Source organism: Caballeronia sp. dw_19, from assembly GCF_018449515.1.
Classification (GTDB): domain Bacteria; phylum Pseudomonadota; class Gammaproteobacteria; order Burkholderiales; family Burkholderiaceae; genus Caballeronia.
On record NZ_JAAVUQ010000074.1, the window covers coordinates 1 to 17,801 of the forward strand.

Here is a 17,801-nt window from a genome sequence, read left to right on the forward strand (position 1 = left end):
ACCTTTTTTGCGTTACGAGGGAAGCTCACGCTTGATGTCCGGTCGCCGGAAACAATAAAAGCGTTGGTCGGAGGCGTGGTTTCACTCATGGCCTATGGAGCGGTGATATCGGCGTTCGCGCTTGGTCCGGCCGGCCCCATCACGGCACTTCGTGAAACCAGTATTATCTTCGCAGCCTTGATCGGCCGGGTTTTCCTCAGCGAGGCCCTTACGTTTCGCCGTCTTCTCGCATGTGCCGTGGTGGCATCGGGTGCCCTTTGCGTGAGTTACCATGCCTAATCACCCATCGCCATCGCATTGAACGATGATGGTGACAATTGGTACGGATCTCCGGCGATTAGTCAGTGCAGAACGGTGACGTGCAATTCAGATTTGCACCTAAAGCCGGCGAAGGCTCAGACAAACGGCTGCTTATTGGCGCGAACGGCGAATGTCGGTTCCTGGCCGAATTGTGTCTCAGGTAATGACGCGTAAACCTATCCAAGTAACGATCAGGACTTGGATTCGCCGTCACACCACGGGCTCACAACTCGCCTGGCAAACGGTGACTTCTTCATCGGCGATTTTCCGGCACACTACGGGCATCCTCGCTCAGCCGTACATCCCATGCCCCATTCGTTTAAGCCTACCGTCGAACAGCATGCAGTCGTAGATGCAGTTCTCGGTGGCGGTGACCTGAAAATCAAGGCGTACGCCGGCGCGGGAAAGACTTCGACGCTACGGCTGATCGCGGATCATCTCGCGGGTAAGCGCGGCAGCTATCTTGCCTTCAACAAGGAAATCGCCCAGCACGCTCGCCGCGGCTTTCCGCCGAATGTCAGCGCGCGCACAGTGCATTCGCTCGCGTATGCATCCGTAGCTCCGGCCCTGACCGCGCGCGTGAACCTCCCGACCGAGCCTCCGCACGAATTGGCTGCTCGCTATGGGATCGGACCGATACAGGTGCCCACCATCACCGGCAAAACCGTCGAAATCACGCCGTTCGAGATCGGTCGGATGGTGGCCGACGGCCTGGGCAGATTTTGCCGCTCGGCGGAGTTGCGGCCGGAGGCTTTCCACGTCCCTGTCGACGAAAAGGTTCATGAAGAGGCGGCCGACTGGCTGCGCGAATCGTTGCTTCCTTGCGTGGTGCGCCTGTGGCATGAAAGCACAGACCTACGTGGACGCCACGCCATTGCGCCGGACGTCTATTTAAAAGTCTGGGCACAGACCGAACCGCGTATCGATGCAGATTTCATCCTATTCGACGAGTCCCAGGACAGCGATGGCGTCATGCTCTCGGTGCTTGGCCTTCAGCGCCACGCACAGATCATCTACGTCGGTGATCCCTACCAGCAAATCTACGAATGGCGCGGCGCCGTCAATGCAATGGCTCAGATCGATGCGCCCGAGCGTGCGCTGACCGAATCCTTTCGCTTCGGACCTACATTCGCCGCACTCGCGAGCCGTATTCTGTCTCTGCTGGGCGAGCGCACGCCCATTCGCGGCCAGGATGCCATCGGGTCGATCATGGTGGAGGATCCGAGTATCTCACCGCCGGTCGACGCCATTTTGTGCCGCAAGAATGTGACGGCGATTTGGCAATTAGCCGTGGGCGTCGAAGCGGGGCACAAGCCGGCTATCCGCATGAGCCCGACCGAGATCGTAGCGTTCGCTGACGGCGCTGACCTGTTGCTGGCCGGCAAGCGAGCTTTCCGGCCAGCAGCATTCTCGTTGTTCGAAACGTGGAAGGATGCTCAATCGTTTGCCCAGAGTGCGGTCGGGCGCGACTTATTACCCATCGTGCGAATCGTCGACGAGTGTGGCACCGGCTATCTGCGGGAGCTGGCGCGACGCGTTACGCACGAGGCAGACGCCGACTACGTGATCTCGACCGTGCACCGTGCCAAAGGGCTGCAATGGAAACGGGTGAAAGTAGCCAACGATTTCCGTTTCAAAACTGTCGACGGACGCCTGACGTTAGACGAGGACGAGAAGCGCCTGCTGTACGTGGCCGTGACGCGCGCACAGCACGTGCTGGACATCTCCGAACTGCGCGAAGAGCTTTTGCGGTTGTTCAACTCGCATCGGTGAACACACCGGCATGCTCCGCGCCAGCGTGGCGATCAATGCCGTCGTTCTTTGCTGCTGTTGGTCAGCGCCACTGCACATACCCGTAGTAATACTGCGGTCGAAACGGCCTCTACTTCGACCGCCCCAGGAAGCGGAAAACAAAGTACGGTAGCGACAGAACGACCGTCGCAGATCGACCCTGAGCCGACTTCCAATTCGCGCGACGTGAACGGCTCCTTCGGAAGTGCACCCGCCGTCCGCTCGTCGGATGTTCCGAGCGAAGGCCCTGCCGCCATCAGTACAACAACAGCGAAACTCAACTTAGTGAACAAGGCTCGGGAGAACGGCCCGGTTTCATGCGCTTAGAGCCAATTCACCGATCCTTCCGAACATGCGCACCAGACCTAAATCACCATGGGATCGTTTCCCCTTTCCAGCGAGTGAACGTCCCTGTAGGGCCGTCGGGACCCAGCAGCGCCACGCGCACCGCCTCGCGAGCGTCTTCCTCGACGGTTTCGATGCCCGCATATCCGTTGAGGTTCGTCCTGGTGAAACCCGGGGAGACGGCATTGACCTTGATACCTTCTGATTCGAGTTCGATGGCCATGGCAACCGTCAAAGCGTTGAGAGCCGTCTTGGACGCCGGGTATACGGGGCCGAAGATCGCGCGGTAGGGGAAGGCCGAGTTCGAGTTCGTCGTCAACGACCCAACGCCACTCGACACGTTAACGATGCGCGAGCCCGGCGTCGTGCGCAAAAGTGACAGCATCGCCTGGTACACAGCCAGCACGCCAAACACGTTGGTGTCCCACACCGCGCGCATTTCATCGAGATCCACGTTGCCGGGGCGCGTCGTCTTCGCATATTCTTCAACGGACTGACCGGGCTGCTTCTTCGTATTCGAAATCGCCGCGTTCTGAATAAGCACGTCAAGGCGGCCGAACTCGTTTCGAATGCGCTCTGCCGCAGATGTGATCGAAGCCTGATCCGTCACGTCGAGCTGGAGCGCGACGGCACCCAGCCCGACTTCTGTGGCCGCAGCCTCGCCGCGTTCGAGGCTGCGAGACCCGACCAGCACAGTCAAGCCGCGTGCCGCGAGATCCTTCGCAACCTGAAGACCGATTCCCTGATTCGCCCCGCTTACGAGGGCAACGGGTTTGTCGTGCATGGCAATCTCCTGAATGTAATGCGCTCGCGCGTACGAGCCATCTTCAATCCGTGTCGCCCGGTCAGCGAACCTCGGCCGCCCATGCTTCGGCATCTGCGCCGGCCGGGATGCGCATGGGCGATGACGGGTCTGTCGCCGCGCGCCATACGGCCTCGGCGACGTCCTGCGCCCGGGTGATCGGCGAAACGGTACTCTGCAGTCCTGCGATAACTTTGCTGGCGAGATCAGCGTAGGCCTCATGGTCGAGACCATGCATCCGGGCGCGGGCGTTCTCGCCGAACCGGGTGTCGGGCGCGCGGCCCGGCAGCACCAGGCGCACCTGCACGCCAAACTGCTCCAGTTCCACTGCCATTGAAGCGGTAAATGCATTCACCGCCGCCTTGCTCGCGCTGTACGCGGCAATCAGAGGCAGCGCCTTCAGCGTGACGCTCGACGTGACATTCACGACGACGCCGGCATTGCGCCGCCGGAACTGAGGCAGCACGGCCTGCGTCACGGCGATCGTGCCAAAGGTGTTGGTCTCGAAGATGTCGCGTACCGTCTCAAGCGCGACCAGTTCCGCCGGCGAAGCCGCGCCGAAGCCCGCGTTGTTGACGAGCACGTCAATCGGGCCGGCAGCCTCGACCGCTTTGCTGATACTTTCCGGATCTGTGACGTCGAGAGCCAGCACGCGCAAGCGCTCTGAAGGCGGCAGCAGGTCGGCGCGCGGCGTGCGCATCGTCGCGACGACCTGCCAGTCGCGGGCCAGAAAGTAGTGGGCAATCTCGAGGCCAAATCCGGACGAGCAGCCGGTGATCAGTACGGTTTTCATGGAAACTCCCGTGTAAAGGTGATTTGCGTATGCCCTTACGATAGACGACCCTGACCGTACTCGCTACCATCTAGAATCCGAATTCCATTGGCAGGAGTCCAGCAATGGTTGATCCCTTGGCTGAAGTCGTGACGTTGCTGCAGCCGGGCGCGCGGTTTTCCAAGCTGGTTTTGGGTGCAGGCCCATGGCGCGTTCGCCGCTCGGATAACGGCCAGCCGCTCTACTACGTAATCCTTGAGGGCGCATGCCGCATGGTGATCGAGGGACACGAGCCCATCGAGCTTGTCTCGGGAGACTTCGTGCTGATTCCCGCGGCCTACGGCGTGTCGATGTCCAGCCTCGTGCCGCCACCACTAGGGATTGAAACGCTCGCGCCACTCGTGCTTGGCAACAATGAATTCGGCATCGGCGATCCGGATGGGCCGATCGATCTGCGCATGATGGTCGGCCACTGCAGCTTCGGTTCACCCGATGCATCGCTGCTGGTCTCTTTGCTACCGCAAATCGTGCATGTCCGCGGCGTCGATCGACTGGCCACCCTCGTGCAACTCGTACGGGATGAATCGCGCGCGCAGCGGCCAGCGCGTGAGGTCGTGCTGTCACGACTGCTGGAAGTGCTGCTTATCGAGGCGTTAAGGTCGACGGCGGAAACGACAGCATCACCGGGGCTGGTTCGTGGACTGTCCGATGGCCGCCTTGCGGCCGCGATTCGCGTGATGCACGAACACCCTACACGTGCTTGGACGGTTGCTGACCTCGCGAAAGAGGCCGCCCTCTCGCGCTCGACCTTCTTTGAGCGCTTCAACCGCGCGGTGGGCGTAGCGCCCATGGAATATTTGCTTACCTGGCGCATGGCGCTCGCGAAGAACCTGCTACGTCGCAATGAAGGCCGTGTCGCCGAAGTCGCACGGCGTGTTGGCTACAGCTCCGCCAGCACCTTCAGCGTCGCCTTCACGCGGCACGTCGGGCGGCCACCTTCTCAATACGCGCGCGAGGAACAGGTGACCACCGATGACACGTAATCCATCGGAAACCCGCTGTTTTCGGTGGCCCAAGGCCAGGGGGCTCGGTGGCTCGAAGCAGTTCACCAATGACAGCTGTTTAGACAAAGCAGCCATCTGAATGCCCGAGCGAGGGGTTAAACGAGTGACGCTTTCTGGCCGCACTCAGCCGTTGGTAGCCGGCACAACGCGGGCCGCACTCACACTCCAGCCAATTTCGACTTTTTCCCCGACGCGATTTCGATCCAAGTCGGGCCATGGTCGCTCGTGTTCGGCAGGTCCCTGACCCAACTGTCAACCTTGGCAGCGGTAAGGCGAGGGACAAGCGCAGGGCTTACCAAGAGATGATCGATACGCAGTCCAAAAACCTTGCCACGGTGCCGCCTGAGATAGTCCCAGTATGTGTAGATACGTTCGTCGCCGTGCGTGGCCCGCAGAGCGTCCGTCCACCCCTGATCGACAAGACGCCTGAAGCATTCTCGGCTCTCAGGTTGTAGCAGGGCATTGTCGCGCCAGGAGCGCGGGTTATAGATGTCGTTGTCCGTTGGCACGACGTTGTAGTCGCCTGCGAGAACGACAGGGTGCCCACTATCGATGAGGACCTGAGCGTATTCGATCAGCCGCTCGAACCAGGCAAGTTTGTAGTCAAACTTGGGGCCGGGCCGCGGGTTGCCGTTCGGGAGGTAGAGACATCCAACGAGGATGCCGGAGATTGCAGCCTCGATGTAGCGGCTTTGTTTGTCGGCCCGATCTCCTGGCAAGCCCCGCCGACTTTCCATCGGATCGGTGTCCTTGGCAAGGATAGCCACGCCATTCCACGCGCTTTGCCCGTGCCAGATCGCGCCGTATCCCGCGTCATTGATCGCTGCGATCGGAAACGATGAGTCGATGGCCTTCAGTTCCTGCAGGCAAACAATGTCGGGCGATGCCTCCTCCAGCCACGCGAGAAGCGCTGGCAGGCGTGAGCGAATGCCGTTTATGTTGAACGTCGCTATTTTGAGGTTCGGCACGCCGTCTGTCTCCATTGCTCGCGTCGATTGTCGATGCCGTTCGGTCCGAACCAATCGCGCCTCAGTGGGTAAGCGTTGGCCATGCGCCGACGCCTGCTTCGAGGTCTGGCTCGGTGACCAAGTCCAAGCCTTCTCCGAACCACGGAACCAGTTCGCGGCGCTCAGCTACGTAGCTGTCCCAGCCGCTCTGGTGACCGCTGAACAGGTCGTGCTGGACAAGGTTGGCCAGTAATGGCCGGTTCACATGCTCTTCGAGCAGCGCCTTCGGCCACAGGAAGAAAGCGCTCGCCGCTCGCTTGGCGAATTCGTAGGGCGTCATCTCGGCGTCAACCATACGCAAGATCGAGAAACTCATCAGGGACTCTTCCTGTCCGGCGGCTTCGCCGACGGTGTTAAACCGGTTGACGCACTTCATCACGCACGCAGTCGCTTCCAGCACGTCGCCCAAGTGCAGCAGCAGGGCGCGTCTTTCGGTACCATCATCCATCTCCTCTCCTTGGGGTCGTCTCAGAATTCGGAAAAAATCGTACGCTAAGGGTTGGCCAAGGGCCGTAGCGGTCTGAACTTGCCTGTGCCGATTTTAGCGTTGTTGCGCCACAGATAATCGCCGGTCAGGTTGATGTGTTCCCAGCCCAGCGGCGACAGGTATTGCAGTAGCGTGTCGTCCACCAAGTGTCCGTGGCCGCGCAAGGCGCCGGTAGCGCGCTCCAGATAGACCGTATTCCAGAGCACGATGGCTGCCGTCACCAGATTGAGGCCGCTGGCCCTGTAGCGCTGCTGCTCTGTGAACGGCGGTCGAAATCCGCCACTAAACGGCGGCGTGTGTTTTCCGGGAACGATTTTTGAGCAACGCTTGAGCAAAAAGTCCCTTCACGGGGTCAAGGGCAAGCGCAGCTTGGCGCAGCGAATCCTTGACCCCGCGAAGGGACAGAAAACTGGTATTGGGTGCGACCGAGGTCGCACCCATAAAAGCGCATTCTCGCCGCCGTTTAATGGCGGTTTTGCACCGCCGCTAACATGCTCAAAGCTGCGATCACGGATTTCACCCAAGCGGTAGAAGAACACCGCCCTGGCTAGCGCGTTGCGGGCCTAGCCTTTATTTAGGCCGGCGTGAACACGGCGGCGCAGTTCCACGCTTTGCAGCCAGTCCAGGATGAACAACGTTCGCTCGATGCGGCCCAGCTCACGCAGAGCGATAGCCAGACCGTTTTGACGTGGATAGCTGCCGAGCTTGCGCAGCATGAGCGAGGCAGTCGCCGTACCCTGCTTGATCGAGGTGGCGAGTCGCAAGATTTCCTCCCAATGGGCGCGAATGTGCTTGGTGTTCAGCGTGCCGCCGATCATCGGTTTTAGGGCGTCGTAGGTTTCGTCACCCTTCGGGAGGTACAGCTTGGTGTCGCCAAGGTCACGGATACGCGGCGCGAAGCGGAAGCCCAACAGGTGCATCAGGGCGAAAACATGGTCCGTGAAGCCCGCTGTGTCCGTGTAGTGCTCTTCGATCCGCAAGTCTGACTCGTGATACAGCAGACCGTCGAGCACGTAGGTCGAGTCCCGAAGGTTCTGTCGCAATAAGGATGGCGGGGCAAGAAAAAGCGATATAATATGCAGTGCTTATTTGGCTAACGAGTAAAACTGATCGGCAGCGGTTTGGCCAGTGCCTGTCATCTGGCCTTTCTTAATCATATGCATGAGTTCGATGCCGCCCAGCAGAATGCGTGCACACCAGAATGTCTTGAAGCCGAGCATGGGGGAGTGCGCCGTTTGATTGCTCGGTGATCCTGTTCGATGATGTTATTCAAATACTTGTTCTGGCGGATCTTGATCGGCATGTCGCGCTGGGCGTTCAGTGCTTCAAGCGCGGCCAGGTTTGAACCACTTTTATCGATCGTTATCGTCTCGGGCTCACCGTTCTGGTCAATCGATTTCTCAAAGTAACGCTGTGCTGCAGCCTTGCCACGGTGGGCTCGTAGCAGGAAATCAACCGTGTGACCGGCCTTGTCTACTGCTCGATACAGATATTTCCACGCTCCCTTGACCTTGATGTACGTCTCATCGACGCGCCAGCTCCTGCCCACCGGGCGCTTGCGGCGACCGAACGCTTTTCCAAGAACCGGCAGCAATTTGATTGCCCAACGATGCACCGTCGAATGGTCGACCTCGATGCCTCGCTCAGCCATCATCTCTTCCAGGTTTCGTACACTCAGTCCGTAGGCAACATACCAGCGCACACACATCAGCATCACATCAAACGGATAATGAAGGCGTTTAAACACGCGCGCTAAGGCTGGCGTCAGGCTCTGTTTCATCGGGCAAAGACCTAGTTTGGGTGCCGAACATAATACCGCGCCGCCTTATTGCGACAGAACCATCTGGAGCGGGTGATCACCTGCAGAAGGCCCATCAATGCCGGACATCGGCGCGCACCGTTGCTTAATTTAAGGTATCAGGTTGATGCGTGTTTGGAATCGAACGCACGCGTGCCCAGTTGATCTGCCGTGCCATAGGTGATTATCCGACCACCGGATGCAAGGCTCGGCGAGGACCCGGAAGATTCCAATTTGGCATCACCTCGATACTTTTCATCGCTTGTAGCGGACGCCTGTGGAAAGCCATAATTTTTGCCATGGTCCGCTCGTACCGCGGCATATCAAATGGCATTCACAGGAGTCGAAGCATGGTTCAACGGTATCAGCTGTTCATCAACAACGAGTGGGTCGACCCGGCATCGGGCACATGGTTCGACTCGCTTGACCCGTTCTCGGGCGAGCCTTGGGCCGAGATCCCGCGGGCAGGCGAAGCCGATGTGAGCCGCGCGGTCGAGGCCGCCTCGGCCGCACTCGAAGGACCCTGGGGCCGCATCTCCGCCACGGACCGCGGCTTGCTGCTGCACAAGCTCGGCGCGCTGATCGAGAAGCATGCTGACGTGCTGACCGAAGTTGAAAGCCGCGACAACGGCAAGCTGCGCAGTGAAGTCGGTGGCCAAGTCCGCTACATGGCGAAGTATTTCTATTATTACGGCGGCCTGGCTGACAAGATCCAGGGCGCCGTGATCCCGATGGACAAGCCCAAGGTATTCAACTACACCCGCTACGAGCCGCTAGGTGTCGTCGCGACCATTACGCCCTGGAACTCGTCGCTGCTGTTGACCGCATGGAAACTTGCGCCTGCGCTATGCGCCGGCAATACGGTGATCGCGAAGCCGTCCGAGTACACATCGGCATCGCTGTTCGAACTCGCGAAGCTGTTCGTCGAGGCCGGCTTTCCGCCAGGCGTCTTCAACGTGCTGACTGGTTTCGGCAAGGAAGTGGGCGAACCGCTTGTCGTCCATCCGAAGGTCGCGCGGATCGCATTCACGGGCGGCGACGCCGGCGGGAAGGCCGTCAACGTGCTTGGTGCACAGCACTTCAAGCGCGTGTCGCTGGAGCTGGGCGGCAAGTCGCCCAACATCATCTTCGACGATGCCGACCTGACCCGCGCGGCCAACGGCGTGATTACCGGCATCTTCTCGGCCGGCGGCCAGACCTGCATGGCGGGTTCGCGACTGTTGCTGCAGGAAAGCATTCACGACGAGTTTGTCGAACGCCTGATCGCGATCAGCAGCAAGGCAAAACTCGGCGACCCGTCGCTGCCTGACGTCCAGGTGGGACCGGTCGCGACCCGACCCCAATTCGACAAGGTCATGGAGTACATCGGCATCGCGAAGGCGGAGGGCGCCCGCTGCGTGTTCGGTGGCAACTCGCGCTCCGGGGAAGGATTTGGCGCGGGCCAGTTCGTGGAGCCGACCATTTTCGTCGATGTGACCAATGACATGCGCATTGCGCAGGAGGAGGTGTTCGGCCCCGTGCTCTCGGTGATCAAGTTCAAGGACGAAGAGGACGCGATCCGCATCGCCAATGACATCCGCTTCGGCTTGGCGTCGGGCGTGTGGACCCGCAGCTTGCATCGCGCCATGTTCATGTCGGAGCGCCTGAAGGCCGGCACCGTCTGGGTGAACAACTACCGCTCGACGAGTTTCACGACACCGTTTGGCGGCTACAAGCATAGTGGCATCGGCCGCGAAGGTGGCATCGAAGCGGTCAAGGAATATCTCGAGACCAAGAGCGTGTGGATTTCAACCGATCTCGACATGCCGGATCCGTTCATTCGCAAGTATTAAGGCTGCGCAGAACGCGGCGCGAGGTGATATGAAGTGAGGTGAAGTTACGTGAAACCTCGCGCCAACGAAGGATCCGAAGGAGACAGGAATGGAACTAACGAAAGGGCAACGAAACTTCGACGTGCTGGTGATCGGCAGCGGCATCGCCGGGTTGTCGGCGGCGGTCGCGGCGGCGACCTCAGGAGCGCAGGTCGCCATCATCGAACGCGCTAACGAAGAAGAATACGGCGGCAATACGCGCTGGACCGAAGCGTACTTTCGCATGAAGAGCGAAGCCGAAGTGAGCGACGACTTCGAGGAACGGCTTATCTCGAACGCTGGCGACAATCTCGATCCCAACATAGTGGAAGCCATGGGCGGCGAGTACGCGTCATGGCCGCCTTATGTCAAGGCGCACGGCATGCCGGACCCGGAACTGGTGTTCGCGCTGTCGAGCCACGCCGCGCCAACCGTCGCGTGGCTACGCACTTTCGGCATCCGTTTCGACACACTGCCGACGTACTTCGTCACCGCCGCGGCGCCGCGGCTGATGCCGGTCGGCGGCGGCCTTGCAATGATCGAAGCATTGCTCGTGCAGGCGAAGAAACTGAACGTCGACGTGTTCTACGAGACCACCGCGCGACAACTCGCGCGCGCGAACAGTGAAGGTGATCTGAGTCTCCAGACGACCGGACGAGATGGCGATGCGCTTGCCTTTACTGCATCTTCGGTGATCGTGGCGTCGGGCGGCTTCCAGGGCAATCCGGAAATGATGACGCGCTATCTGGGGCAGGCGGCGAAGTTCGTGCGGCCCGTTGCGCGCGGCGGCTATTACAACAAGGGCGAAGGTATCCAGATGGCGCTCGCGGCGGGCGCGGCTCCAGCCGGCGACTTCGGTTCTTATCATGCGGAACCGCTCGATCCGCGCTCGGGTGCGACCGAGGCGTTGGTGATGAATTTTTCTTACGGTGTGCTCGTCAATATGCTCGGCAAGCGGTTCGTCGATGAAGCGCCCGGCCCGGTCGATGTCCACTACGACCACATTTCGCGCGCGTTCGGCGAACAGCCGAAGGGCCGCGTGTATGTCGTGTTCGACAAGAGTATTGACGACGTGCCGAACTGGAAGCGCAGCATCCGCACGGATCAGCCGGCTATCCAGGCCGACACACTCGAGGCGTTGGCAGAAGCCTGCGAGTTGCCGGTAGACGCGTTCATGAAGACCATCGACGCCTATAACGCGGCTTGCCCCGAGGGCAGGTTCTCCCCGCTCGAAGTGGACGGACTCGCCACACAGGGTCTGGATATCCCGAAATCGAACTGGTCGCGTCCGATCAAGACCGGACCGTTCTTCGCCTATCCGATCATCCCGGGCATCTGCTTCACCTATGGCGGCGTGAAGACTAACAAAAGCGGACAGGTGATCGACGCCGACGGCCGGCCGATTCCGGGCCTTTACGCGGCGGGCGAGGCCGCCGGGCTCTACTACCAGGTCTACACCGGCGCGACATCCGTGATGCGCGGTGCGGTGTTCGGTAAGATCGCCGGCGAGCACGCCGCGGCCCGTGCCGCAGCCCGGCAGGCATAGAACAGCGAGCTAAGCGTCGAATGCAGCACCGGGAATAACGCCTTGCAAGGCGATGACAGCAACGGAGACAGAAATGAAAGTGGAAAGAACAATAGGGGCGTTAGCCGGAGCAGCACTTGCGCTGTTCAGCGCAGCTGCCATCGCGCAGCCGGGGATGTCGGGTGATGTAGTGAGGATTGGCGTGCTGACCGACATGAGCGGCACGTTCTCGGACTTTGCGGGCAAGGGCGCGGTCGAGGCCGTGAAGATGGCCGTGGAAGATTTTGGCGGCAAGGTGAACGGCAAGCCGATCGAGGTGATCTCGGCCGATCACCAGAACAAGGCCGACATTGCCGCGAGCACGGCGCGTGAATGGATCGACGAGAAACACGTGGACATGCTCGCGGACAACTCGGGCTCGGCCACGGCGCTTGCCACCATCAAGATCGCCAACGACAAGAAGCGTATCGCGATCGTCACCGGTGCAGGCACGACGCGGATCACCAACGAGGATTGCACGCCTTATAGCCTGCATTACAACCACGACACAGCATCGCTCGCGAACGTGTCGGGTAAATACATCGTCAAGCAGGGAGGCGACACCTGGTTCTTCCTGACCGCCGACTATTCGTTCGGTTACTCGCTGCAAAGCGATACCTCGGCGGTTATCACGGCCAACGGCGGCAAGGTCGTCGGCTCGGTCAAGCATCCGTTCAATGCGTCGGACTTCTCGTCTTTCATGGTGCAGGCACAGGCGAGCCATGCGAAGATCATCGGCTTGGCCAATGCGGGTTCCGACACGATCAACGCCATCAAGTCGGCGCGCGAGTTCGGCTTGCTGGGCGCAGGCAAGCAACAGCTTGCAGGGCTGCTGGTGCTCATCACCGACGTGCATGCGCTCGGCCTGCAGACCGCGCAGGGCCTCTACATCACGGAAGGCTGGTACTGGGACCTGAACGACGAAACCCGCAAGTGGTCGGCGCGTTATTACAAGCGCATGGGCAAGATGCCATCGGCGATCCAGGCGGCGGACTATTCGTCCACGCTTCACTATCTCGAGGCAATCAAGGCCACCGGCACCGACGACTCAGCGACGGTCATCAAGAAGATGGAAGACACGCCGGTCAACGACATGTACACGAAGAACGGCGTGATTCGCAAAGACGGCCTGCTGGTCCACGACATGTACCTGATGCAGGTGAAGACGCCGGCGGAGTCGAAGAAGCCCTGGGATTACTACAACGTGCGTGCGGTTGTTCCGGGCAACGAGGCTTATCCGTCGATTGCGAAAGGCAGCTGCACGTTTGCAAAGCAGTAGTCTGCCGCGCGCGCATCCAACCCTCACGAACTTCACGAACCCCTATCGAGCGAGCGTGGCAATGCAGGATTTCATCCTGAAGACCGAGCGTCTGACGAAGGTCTTCAAAGGCTTTACGGCAGTTGAAGCGGTCGATCTTCACATCGAACGAGGTCACATCCACGCGCTGATCGGGCCGAACGGCGCGGGGAAAACTACCTGCTTCAATCTGCTGACGAAGTTCCTTGCACCCACCTCGGGACGAATCCTGTTCAATGGTCAGGACATCACCGCCGAGCCGGCGGCGCGGATCGCTCGCCGTGGCATTGTCCGCTCGTTTCAGATCTCGGCGGTGTTCCCGCACCTGAGTGTGCTTGCGAACGTGCGGATCGGTCTGCAACGCTCGCTTGGAACCTCGTATCACTTCTGGAAGAGCGGCCGCACCCTTGCCCGGCTCAACGATCGTGCGATCGCGCTGCTCGACGAAGTGGACCTCGGAAGTTTCGTGGACACGGTTGCCGTGGACCTGCCTTATGGCCGTAGGCGTGCGCTCGAGATTGCCACTACGCTCGCGATGGAACCCGAGTTGATGCTGCTCGATGAGCCGACTCAAGGCATGGGCCACGAAGACGTCGACCGAGTGACGTCATTGATCAAGAAAGTATCGGCGGGCCGAACGATCCTGATGGTCGAGCACAACATGAAGGTAATCGCGAGTATTTGCGATCGCATCAGCGTGTTGCAGCGGGGCACAGTGCTCGCCGAAGGCAGTTACGACGAAGTGTCTTGCAACCCTCGGGTCATACAGGCGTACATGGGAACGACAGTTGAGGCGCTTGAGGGAACGCAGTGATGAGCAGCGTGCAAGAGAGACCGGTCGCAGCCCGGATACACGAGGACGTACGAGCGGCCGATGAGGCTTTGTCGATCACCAGCCTGCACGCAGGGCATGGCGAGTCGCATATCCTTCACGACGTCAATCTCACGGTGAAGCGCGGTGAAGTCGTGACCTTGCTGGGGCGCAACGGCGCCGGCCGCACCACCACCCTGCGGGCAATCATGGGTCTGGTCGGCACGCGCCGCGGCTCGATTCGCATCGACGGCGAGGAGACAGTCAGCCTGCCGACCTACAGAATCGCGCGGCGCGGCGTGGGATATTGCCCCGAGGAGCGGGGCATCTTTTCGTCGTTGACGACTGAGGAAAATCTTCTGCTTCCGCCGGTTGTATCGACGAAGCACGGGAGCATGTCGCTCGACGAGATCTACGCGATGTTCCCCAACCTCGCGGAGCGCCGGCACAGCCAGGGCACACGGCTCTCGGGCGGCGAGCAGCAGATGCTCGCGGTGGCGAGGATCCTGCGCACCGGCGCCCGGTTATTGCTGCTCGACGAGATATCGGAAGGCCTTGCTCCCGTGATTGTCCAGGCGCTCGCTCGGATGATCACCGTGCTGAAAGCGCGCGGCTACACCATCGTGATGGTCGAGCAGAATTTCCGTTTTGCGGCGCCGCTCGCCGACCGCTTCTACGTGATGGAGCACGGCCAGATTGTAGAGTCGTTCGCCGCCGCCGAGCTCGAGTCGAAAGCGGAAACCCTCAACGAACTGCTCAGCATCTGATCATGGAAATTTTCGGCTTACCCATTCAGGCGCTGATGAGCCAACTACTGCTCGGCCTCGTGAACGGCTCGTTCTACGCCATGTTGTCGCTCGGTCTTGCGGTGATCTTCGGCCTGCTCAACGTGATCAATTTTGCGCATGGCACGCTCTACATGCTTGGCGCTTTCCTCGCGTGGATGGGGCTCAATTACCTGGGCATCGGTTACTGGTGGATGCTCGTGCTGGCGCCAGTCATCGTGGGCTTGTTTGGTGTCTTGATCGAGAAGACCATGTTGCGATGGCTCTACAAACTCGATCACTTGTACGGGCTCCTGCTGACCTTCGGGCTCACGCTGATGATCGAAGGTTTGTTCCGCTCGGTCTTCGGCGTGTCGGGCCAACCTTACCCGGTGCCCGACGCGCTCGATGGCGTTACCAACCTGGGCTTCATGATGCTGCCCAACTATCGCGCGTGGGTGGTGGCGGCATCGCTCGTGATCTGCTTCTCGACCTGGTTCGTGATCGAGAAGACGCGTCTTGGCTCGAGCCTGCGCGCCGGCACGGAGAACCCGAAGATGGTGGAAGCGTTCGGTATCAACGTGCCGCTGATGGTGACGGCGACCTACGGTTTCGGCGTGGCGCTGGCCGCCATTGCCGGCGTGCTGGCGGCGCCGGTGATCCAGGTGTCGCCGTTGATGGGATCGAACGTCATCATCGTCGTGTTCGCGGTCGTGGTGATAGGCGGCATGGGGTCCATCCTTGGCTCGATCCTGACCGGTCTCGGGCTGGGTGTGATCGAGGGGTTGACGCGGGTGTTCTATCCGGAACTGTCGGCGACCGTGGTGTTCATCGTGATGGCTATCGTGTTGATCGTGCGTCCTGCCGGTCTGTTCGGTAAAGAGAAGTGAGGCGGGTGACATGAAGAAGCGTTGGGGTTATTGCCTGCTGCTCGCGGCGGCGTGCGTTGCGCCGACCGTGCTGTATCCGGTCCTGCTGATGAAGATTTTGTGCTTCGCGCTGTTCGCCTGCTCGTTCAACCTGTTGGTGGGTTATGCCGGGCTGCTGTCGTTCGGTCACGCGGCGTTCTTCGGGGCAGCGGGCTATGTCGCAGGCTACGCGCTCAAGTCCTGGGGCGTATCAACAGAATCCGGGCTTGCGCTGGGCACGTTGGCCGGTGCGTTGATCGGGTTGGTGATGGGCGCACTCGCCATCCGGCGGCAGGGCATCTACTTCACGATGATCACGCTCGCGCTTGCGCAGATGCTGTATTTCGTATTCCTGCAGGCGCCGTTTGCAGGAGGCGAGGACGGCTTGCAAGGTATTCCTCGCGGCAGGCTCTTTGGCTTTGTCGACCTGTCGAATGATCTCCTTCTTTACTTCGTCCTACTGGCGATCAGCGTGGGCGCCTTTGCGCTGATCGCGCGCACGATCCATTCGCCCTTTGGTGAAGTGCTGCGCGCGATCAGGGAAAATGAGCCACGCGCAATCTCGCTCGGCTACCAGGTCGACCGCTACAAGATGCTTGCGTTTGTATTATCCGCAGCGTTGTCGGGGCTCGCCGGCGCGATGAAAGCCGTGGTGCTCGGTTTTGAGACGCTGACCGACGCGCACTGGAGCCTGTCCGGCCTGGTCGTGCTGATGACGCTCGTGGGCGGCCTGGGCACGCTGTTCGGTCCCATTGTGGGTGCGTTGATCATTGTCCTGCTGGAGGACAAGCTCGGCGATATCGGTAACTGGCTTGCCTCGGTGACTGGTGTAAACTGGTTCGGTACGTTGGGCGACTCGGTCACCATCGTCACGGGGTTTATCTTCATTGTCTGCGTGCTTGCCCTTCGCAAGGGTATCGTGGGCGAGATACTGGCGCTGTTCAAGCGTATTGAAACAGCGCGGCAGCGAGAAAAATTTTCCCGTCGGCGCAGCGATCATGCCCATCAATAAAGGTCGCTGGTGTTAAGCTTGGCGAGCTGCGAGGTGAAAGGCATTCCAATGCGCACCGCGCCGCGTATCGCGTTACGTACAGCAGCGGCCTTGTCTACGAGACTATCGGACAGGGAAGTGATGCGCAGAAAAATACCGAGTACCAGCATGCTGATCGCGTTCGAGTCCGCGGCGCGCCACCTGAGCTTTACCCATGCAGCAGAGGAGTTGTCAGTTACCGAAAGCGCGGTCAGCAAGAAGATCGCGTTGCTTGAAGAGTACCTTGCCATCCCGCTTTTTAGCCGCGTCAAGCGCCGCCTGCAGTTGACCGATGCGGGCAGGACCTACAGCGCGCTCGTCCAGCAGAGTCTCGACAAGCTGGAGATGGATACCACGCTCGCAATGGGCTACGACGCCGGGCGCATCACGCTCGACCTTGCCGTGCTGCCCACGTTCGCCCTCAAGTGGCTGATGCCACGCCTGGGAGAGTTTGCAGCACTTCATCCTGACATCACGATCAACGTCGTCGCGCGTGAGGAACCGTTCGTCTTTTCGGAGGAGGTGTTCGACGCGACGATCCATTTCGACCATCCCGTCTGGGCGAATGCAACCACGACGTATCTGTTCACGGAAGAACTCATCCCCGTTTGCAGCCCGGACCTCATTGGAGGGTTTCGATGCGCGAAGCCGTCTGATCTCGCGGATTTCGTGCTCATGCATAAAACCGGCAGGCCCGAGGCATGGTCTCGCTGGTTCGAGCTGGCAGGTGCGCCCAATCCCAAAGCGTTGCGCGGTCCGCGTTTCAGCATGTACGCGTTGCTGATCGAAGCGGCGCGCGCGAAGGCGGGGGTGGCGCTTGTGCCGCGCAGCTACGTGCAGAATGAGATCGCTGCGAAAGAATTGACCGTGCCCTGGGAGATGCAGGTGCCAGGCGCCAAGGACTATTACTTCGTAGTCCCGGAGCAAAAGCAGTCATCGCCGGCAATCCGTGTCTTTCGGGACTGGCTTCTCGAGGCTTCCAAGCAATATCGGGGCGAACTCAACGAGCTTTCGAACGATGTCTGCGATAGGGAAGTACGGAAAGTAAAACAACCGGTGTAGCCAGCCTTCGTTCGAGGTAAATCTGTCAATGCGGTAGCCTTGTCCAGCAAAGCGAAAGCGGTCTGAATTGACAATGCAATCGGACGGTTCTGTCGCAGTAAGGAAATTAGGTGGAGGTGAGACAGAACGGATAGGAATGCTTATTTCGC

The 17,801-nt window shown here is 60.2% G+C and carries 17 protein-coding genes and 2 pseudogenes; 11 read left to right on the top strand and 8 right to left on the bottom strand.

Annotation, left to right across the window (positions count from 1 at the left end; genetic code table 11):
• Nucleotides 1-279 (top strand): EamA family transporter (locus HB376_RS39765; protein ID WP_213769169.1); only part of this gene is annotated, 279 nt, incomplete at its 5' end.
• Nucleotides 280-606: 327 nt separating this feature from the next.
• Complete coding sequence (locus HB376_RS39770; protein ID WP_213769170.1) at nucleotides 607-2,073, top strand: 3'-5' exonuclease; 1,467 nt, start codon at nucleotides 607-609, stop codon at nucleotides 2,071-2,073.
• 388 nt (nucleotides 2,074-2,461) lie between these two features.
• Here the strand turns inward: HB376_RS39770 and HB376_RS39775 are convergent, their stop codons facing one another.
• The gene (locus tag HB376_RS39775; RefSeq protein WP_213769171.1) at nucleotides 2,462-3,220 is read right to left on the bottom strand and encodes an SDR family NAD(P)-dependent oxidoreductase; all 759 of its coding nucleotides are present in this window, start codon (nucleotides 3,218-3,220) and stop codon (nucleotides 2,462-2,464) included.
• Between the two features lie 61 nt (nucleotides 3,221-3,281).
• Entirely contained in the window at nucleotides 3,282-4,031 is a 750-nt protein-coding gene (locus HB376_RS39780) for an SDR family oxidoreductase (RefSeq protein ID WP_213769172.1), read from the bottom strand.
• A 104-nt stretch (nucleotides 4,032-4,135) separates the two neighbouring features.
• Between HB376_RS39780 and HB376_RS39785 the strand changes: the two genes are divergently transcribed.
• Nucleotides 4,136-5,053: an AraC family transcriptional regulator gene (locus HB376_RS39785; RefSeq protein WP_213769173.1), complete on the top strand. Its 918-nt coding sequence runs from the start codon at nucleotides 4,136-4,138 to the stop codon at nucleotides 5,051-5,053.
• Nucleotides 5,054-5,232: 179 nt separating this feature from the next.
• Here HB376_RS39785 and HB376_RS39790 read toward each other — a convergent pair whose 3' ends face one another.
• The 5 genes and pseudogenes from HB376_RS39790 to HB376_RS39810 form a co-directional block, all read right to left on the bottom strand.
• Nucleotides 5,233-6,042 carry an exodeoxyribonuclease III gene (locus tag HB376_RS39790; protein WP_213769174.1) on the bottom strand — a complete coding sequence of 270 codons (810 nt, stop codon included), beginning with the start codon at nucleotides 6,040-6,042 and terminating at the stop codon, nucleotides 5,233-5,235.
• Between the two features lie 61 nt (nucleotides 6,043-6,103).
• Complete coding sequence (locus HB376_RS39795; protein WP_213769175.1) at nucleotides 6,104-6,529, bottom strand: hypothetical protein; 426 nt, start codon at nucleotides 6,527-6,529, stop codon at nucleotides 6,104-6,106.
• A 44-nt stretch (nucleotides 6,530-6,573) separates the two neighbouring features.
• Nucleotides 6,574-6,825, bottom strand: a pseudogene (locus HB376_RS39800) (Tn3 family transposase); the annotation flags it as partial.
• Between the two features lie 237 nt (nucleotides 6,826-7,062).
• Nucleotides 7,063-7,599 (bottom strand): annotated as a pseudogene (locus tag HB376_RS39805) (Tn3 family transposase); the annotation flags it as partial.
• Between the two features lie 54 nt (nucleotides 7,600-7,653).
• Nucleotides 7,654-8,348, bottom strand: a protein-coding gene (locus HB376_RS39810) for an IS6 family transposase (protein WP_213769176.1) whose coding sequence is annotated in 2 segments (ribosomal slippage) — nucleotides 7,654-7,793 and nucleotides 7,793-8,348 — 696 coding nt in all. Because the reading frame shifts where the segments join, the coding sequence is not laid out codon by codon here.
• A gap of 368 nt (nucleotides 8,349-8,716) precedes the next feature.
• On the opposite strand from HB376_RS39810, the gene HB376_RS39815 reads away from it, so the two are divergent.
• The 7 genes from HB376_RS39815 to HB376_RS39845 all read left to right on the top strand — a co-directional run bounded on the left by HB376_RS39815 (nucleotide 8,717) and on the right by HB376_RS39845 (nucleotide 16,572).
• Complete coding sequence (locus HB376_RS39815; RefSeq protein ID WP_213769177.1) at nucleotides 8,717-10,198, top strand: aldehyde dehydrogenase; 1,482 nt, start codon at nucleotides 8,717-8,719, stop codon at nucleotides 10,196-10,198.
• Nucleotides 10,199-10,286: 88 nt separating this feature from the next.
• Entirely contained in the window at nucleotides 10,287-11,762 is a 1,476-nt protein-coding gene (locus HB376_RS39820; protein ID WP_213769178.1) for an FAD-dependent oxidoreductase, read from the top strand.
• Between the two features lie 73 nt (nucleotides 11,763-11,835).
• Nucleotides 11,836-13,059 carry an ABC transporter substrate-binding protein gene (locus HB376_RS39825; RefSeq protein ID WP_213769179.1) on the top strand — a complete coding sequence of 408 codons (1,224 nt, stop codon included), beginning with the start codon at nucleotides 11,836-11,838 and terminating at the stop codon, nucleotides 13,057-13,059.
• A 61-nt stretch (nucleotides 13,060-13,120) separates the two neighbouring features.
• The gene (locus tag HB376_RS39830) at nucleotides 13,121-13,891 is read left to right on the top strand and encodes an ABC transporter ATP-binding protein (RefSeq protein ID WP_213769180.1); all 771 of its coding nucleotides are present in this window, start codon (nucleotides 13,121-13,123) and stop codon (nucleotides 13,889-13,891) included.
• Complete coding sequence (locus HB376_RS39835; protein ID WP_213769181.1) at nucleotides 13,891-14,655, top strand: ABC transporter ATP-binding protein; 765 nt, start codon at nucleotides 13,891-13,893, stop codon at nucleotides 14,653-14,655. Before HB376_RS39830 ends, HB376_RS39835 begins: the two co-directional genes overlap by 1 nt.
• Before the next feature lie 2 nt (nucleotides 14,656-14,657).
• Nucleotides 14,658-15,542, top strand: coding sequence for a branched-chain amino acid ABC transporter permease (locus tag HB376_RS39840; protein WP_213769182.1), 885 nt, complete (start codon nucleotides 14,658-14,660; stop codon nucleotides 15,540-15,542).
• Between the two features lie 10 nt (nucleotides 15,543-15,552).
• The gene (locus HB376_RS39845) at nucleotides 15,553-16,572 is read left to right on the top strand and encodes a branched-chain amino acid ABC transporter permease (protein WP_213769183.1); all 1,020 of its coding nucleotides are present in this window, start codon (nucleotides 15,553-15,555) and stop codon (nucleotides 16,570-16,572) included.
• Here HB376_RS39845 and HB376_RS39850 read toward each other — a convergent pair.
• On the bottom strand, nucleotides 16,566-16,721 hold the full coding sequence (locus tag HB376_RS39850) for a hypothetical protein (RefSeq protein WP_213769185.1): 156 nt from the start codon (nucleotides 16,719-16,721) through the stop codon (nucleotides 16,566-16,568). The genes HB376_RS39845 and HB376_RS39850 overlap by 7 nt on opposite strands.
• Here HB376_RS39850 and HB376_RS39855 point away from each other — a divergent pair.
• The gene (locus HB376_RS39855; protein ID WP_255631870.1) at nucleotides 16,720-17,652 is read left to right on the top strand and encodes a LysR substrate-binding domain-containing protein; all 933 of its coding nucleotides are present in this window, start codon (nucleotides 16,720-16,722) and stop codon (nucleotides 17,650-17,652) included. The genes HB376_RS39850 and HB376_RS39855 overlap by 2 nt on opposite strands.
• Nucleotides 17,653-17,801: the final 149 nt, after the last annotated feature.

What these genes read in the sequence shown, in the direction of transcription:
- HB376_RS39770 (WP_213769170.1), top strand. Translation starts at nt 607, where the DNA reads ATGCCCCATTCGTTTAAGCCTACCGTCGAACAGCATGCAGTCGTAGAT.
- HB376_RS39775 (WP_213769171.1), bottom strand. Translation starts at nt 3,220, where the DNA reads ATGCACGACAAACCCGTTGCCCTCGTAAGCGGGGCGAATCAGGGAATC.
- HB376_RS39780 (WP_213769172.1), bottom strand. Translation starts at nt 4,031, where the DNA reads ATGAAAACCGTACTGATCACCGGCTGCTCGTCCGGATTTGGCCTCGAG.
- HB376_RS39785 (WP_213769173.1), top strand. Translation starts at nt 4,136, where the DNA reads ATGGTTGATCCCTTGGCTGAAGTCGTGACGTTGCTGCAGCCGGGCGCG.
- HB376_RS39795 (WP_213769175.1), bottom strand. Translation starts at nt 6,529, where the DNA reads ATGGATGATGGTACCGAAAGACGCGCCCTGCTGCTGCACTTGGGCGAC.
- HB376_RS39815 (WP_213769177.1), top strand. Translation starts at nt 8,717, where the DNA reads ATGGTTCAACGGTATCAGCTGTTCATCAACAACGAGTGGGTCGACCCG.
- HB376_RS39820 (WP_213769178.1), top strand. Translation starts at nt 10,287, where the DNA reads ATGGAACTAACGAAAGGGCAACGAAACTTCGACGTGCTGGTGATCGGC.
- HB376_RS39825 (WP_213769179.1), top strand. Translation starts at nt 11,836, where the DNA reads ATGAAAGTGGAAAGAACAATAGGGGCGTTAGCCGGAGCAGCACTTGCG.
- HB376_RS39830 (WP_213769180.1), top strand. Translation starts at nt 13,121, where the DNA reads ATGCAGGATTTCATCCTGAAGACCGAGCGTCTGACGAAGGTCTTCAAA.
- HB376_RS39835 (WP_213769181.1), top strand. Translation starts at nt 13,891, where the DNA reads ATGAGCAGCGTGCAAGAGAGACCGGTCGCAGCCCGGATACACGAGGAC.
- HB376_RS39840 (WP_213769182.1), top strand. Translation starts at nt 14,658, where the DNA reads ATGGAAATTTTCGGCTTACCCATTCAGGCGCTGATGAGCCAACTACTG.
- HB376_RS39845 (WP_213769183.1), top strand. Translation starts at nt 15,553, where the DNA reads ATGAAGAAGCGTTGGGGTTATTGCCTGCTGCTCGCGGCGGCGTGCGTT.
- HB376_RS39855 (WP_255631870.1), top strand. Translation starts at nt 16,720, where the DNA reads ATGCTGATCGCGTTCGAGTCCGCGGCGCGCCACCTGAGCTTTACCCAT.
- HB376_RS39850 (WP_213769185.1), bottom strand. Translation starts at nt 16,721, where the DNA reads ATGCTGGTACTCGGTATTTTTCTGCGCATCACTTCCCTGTCCGATAGT.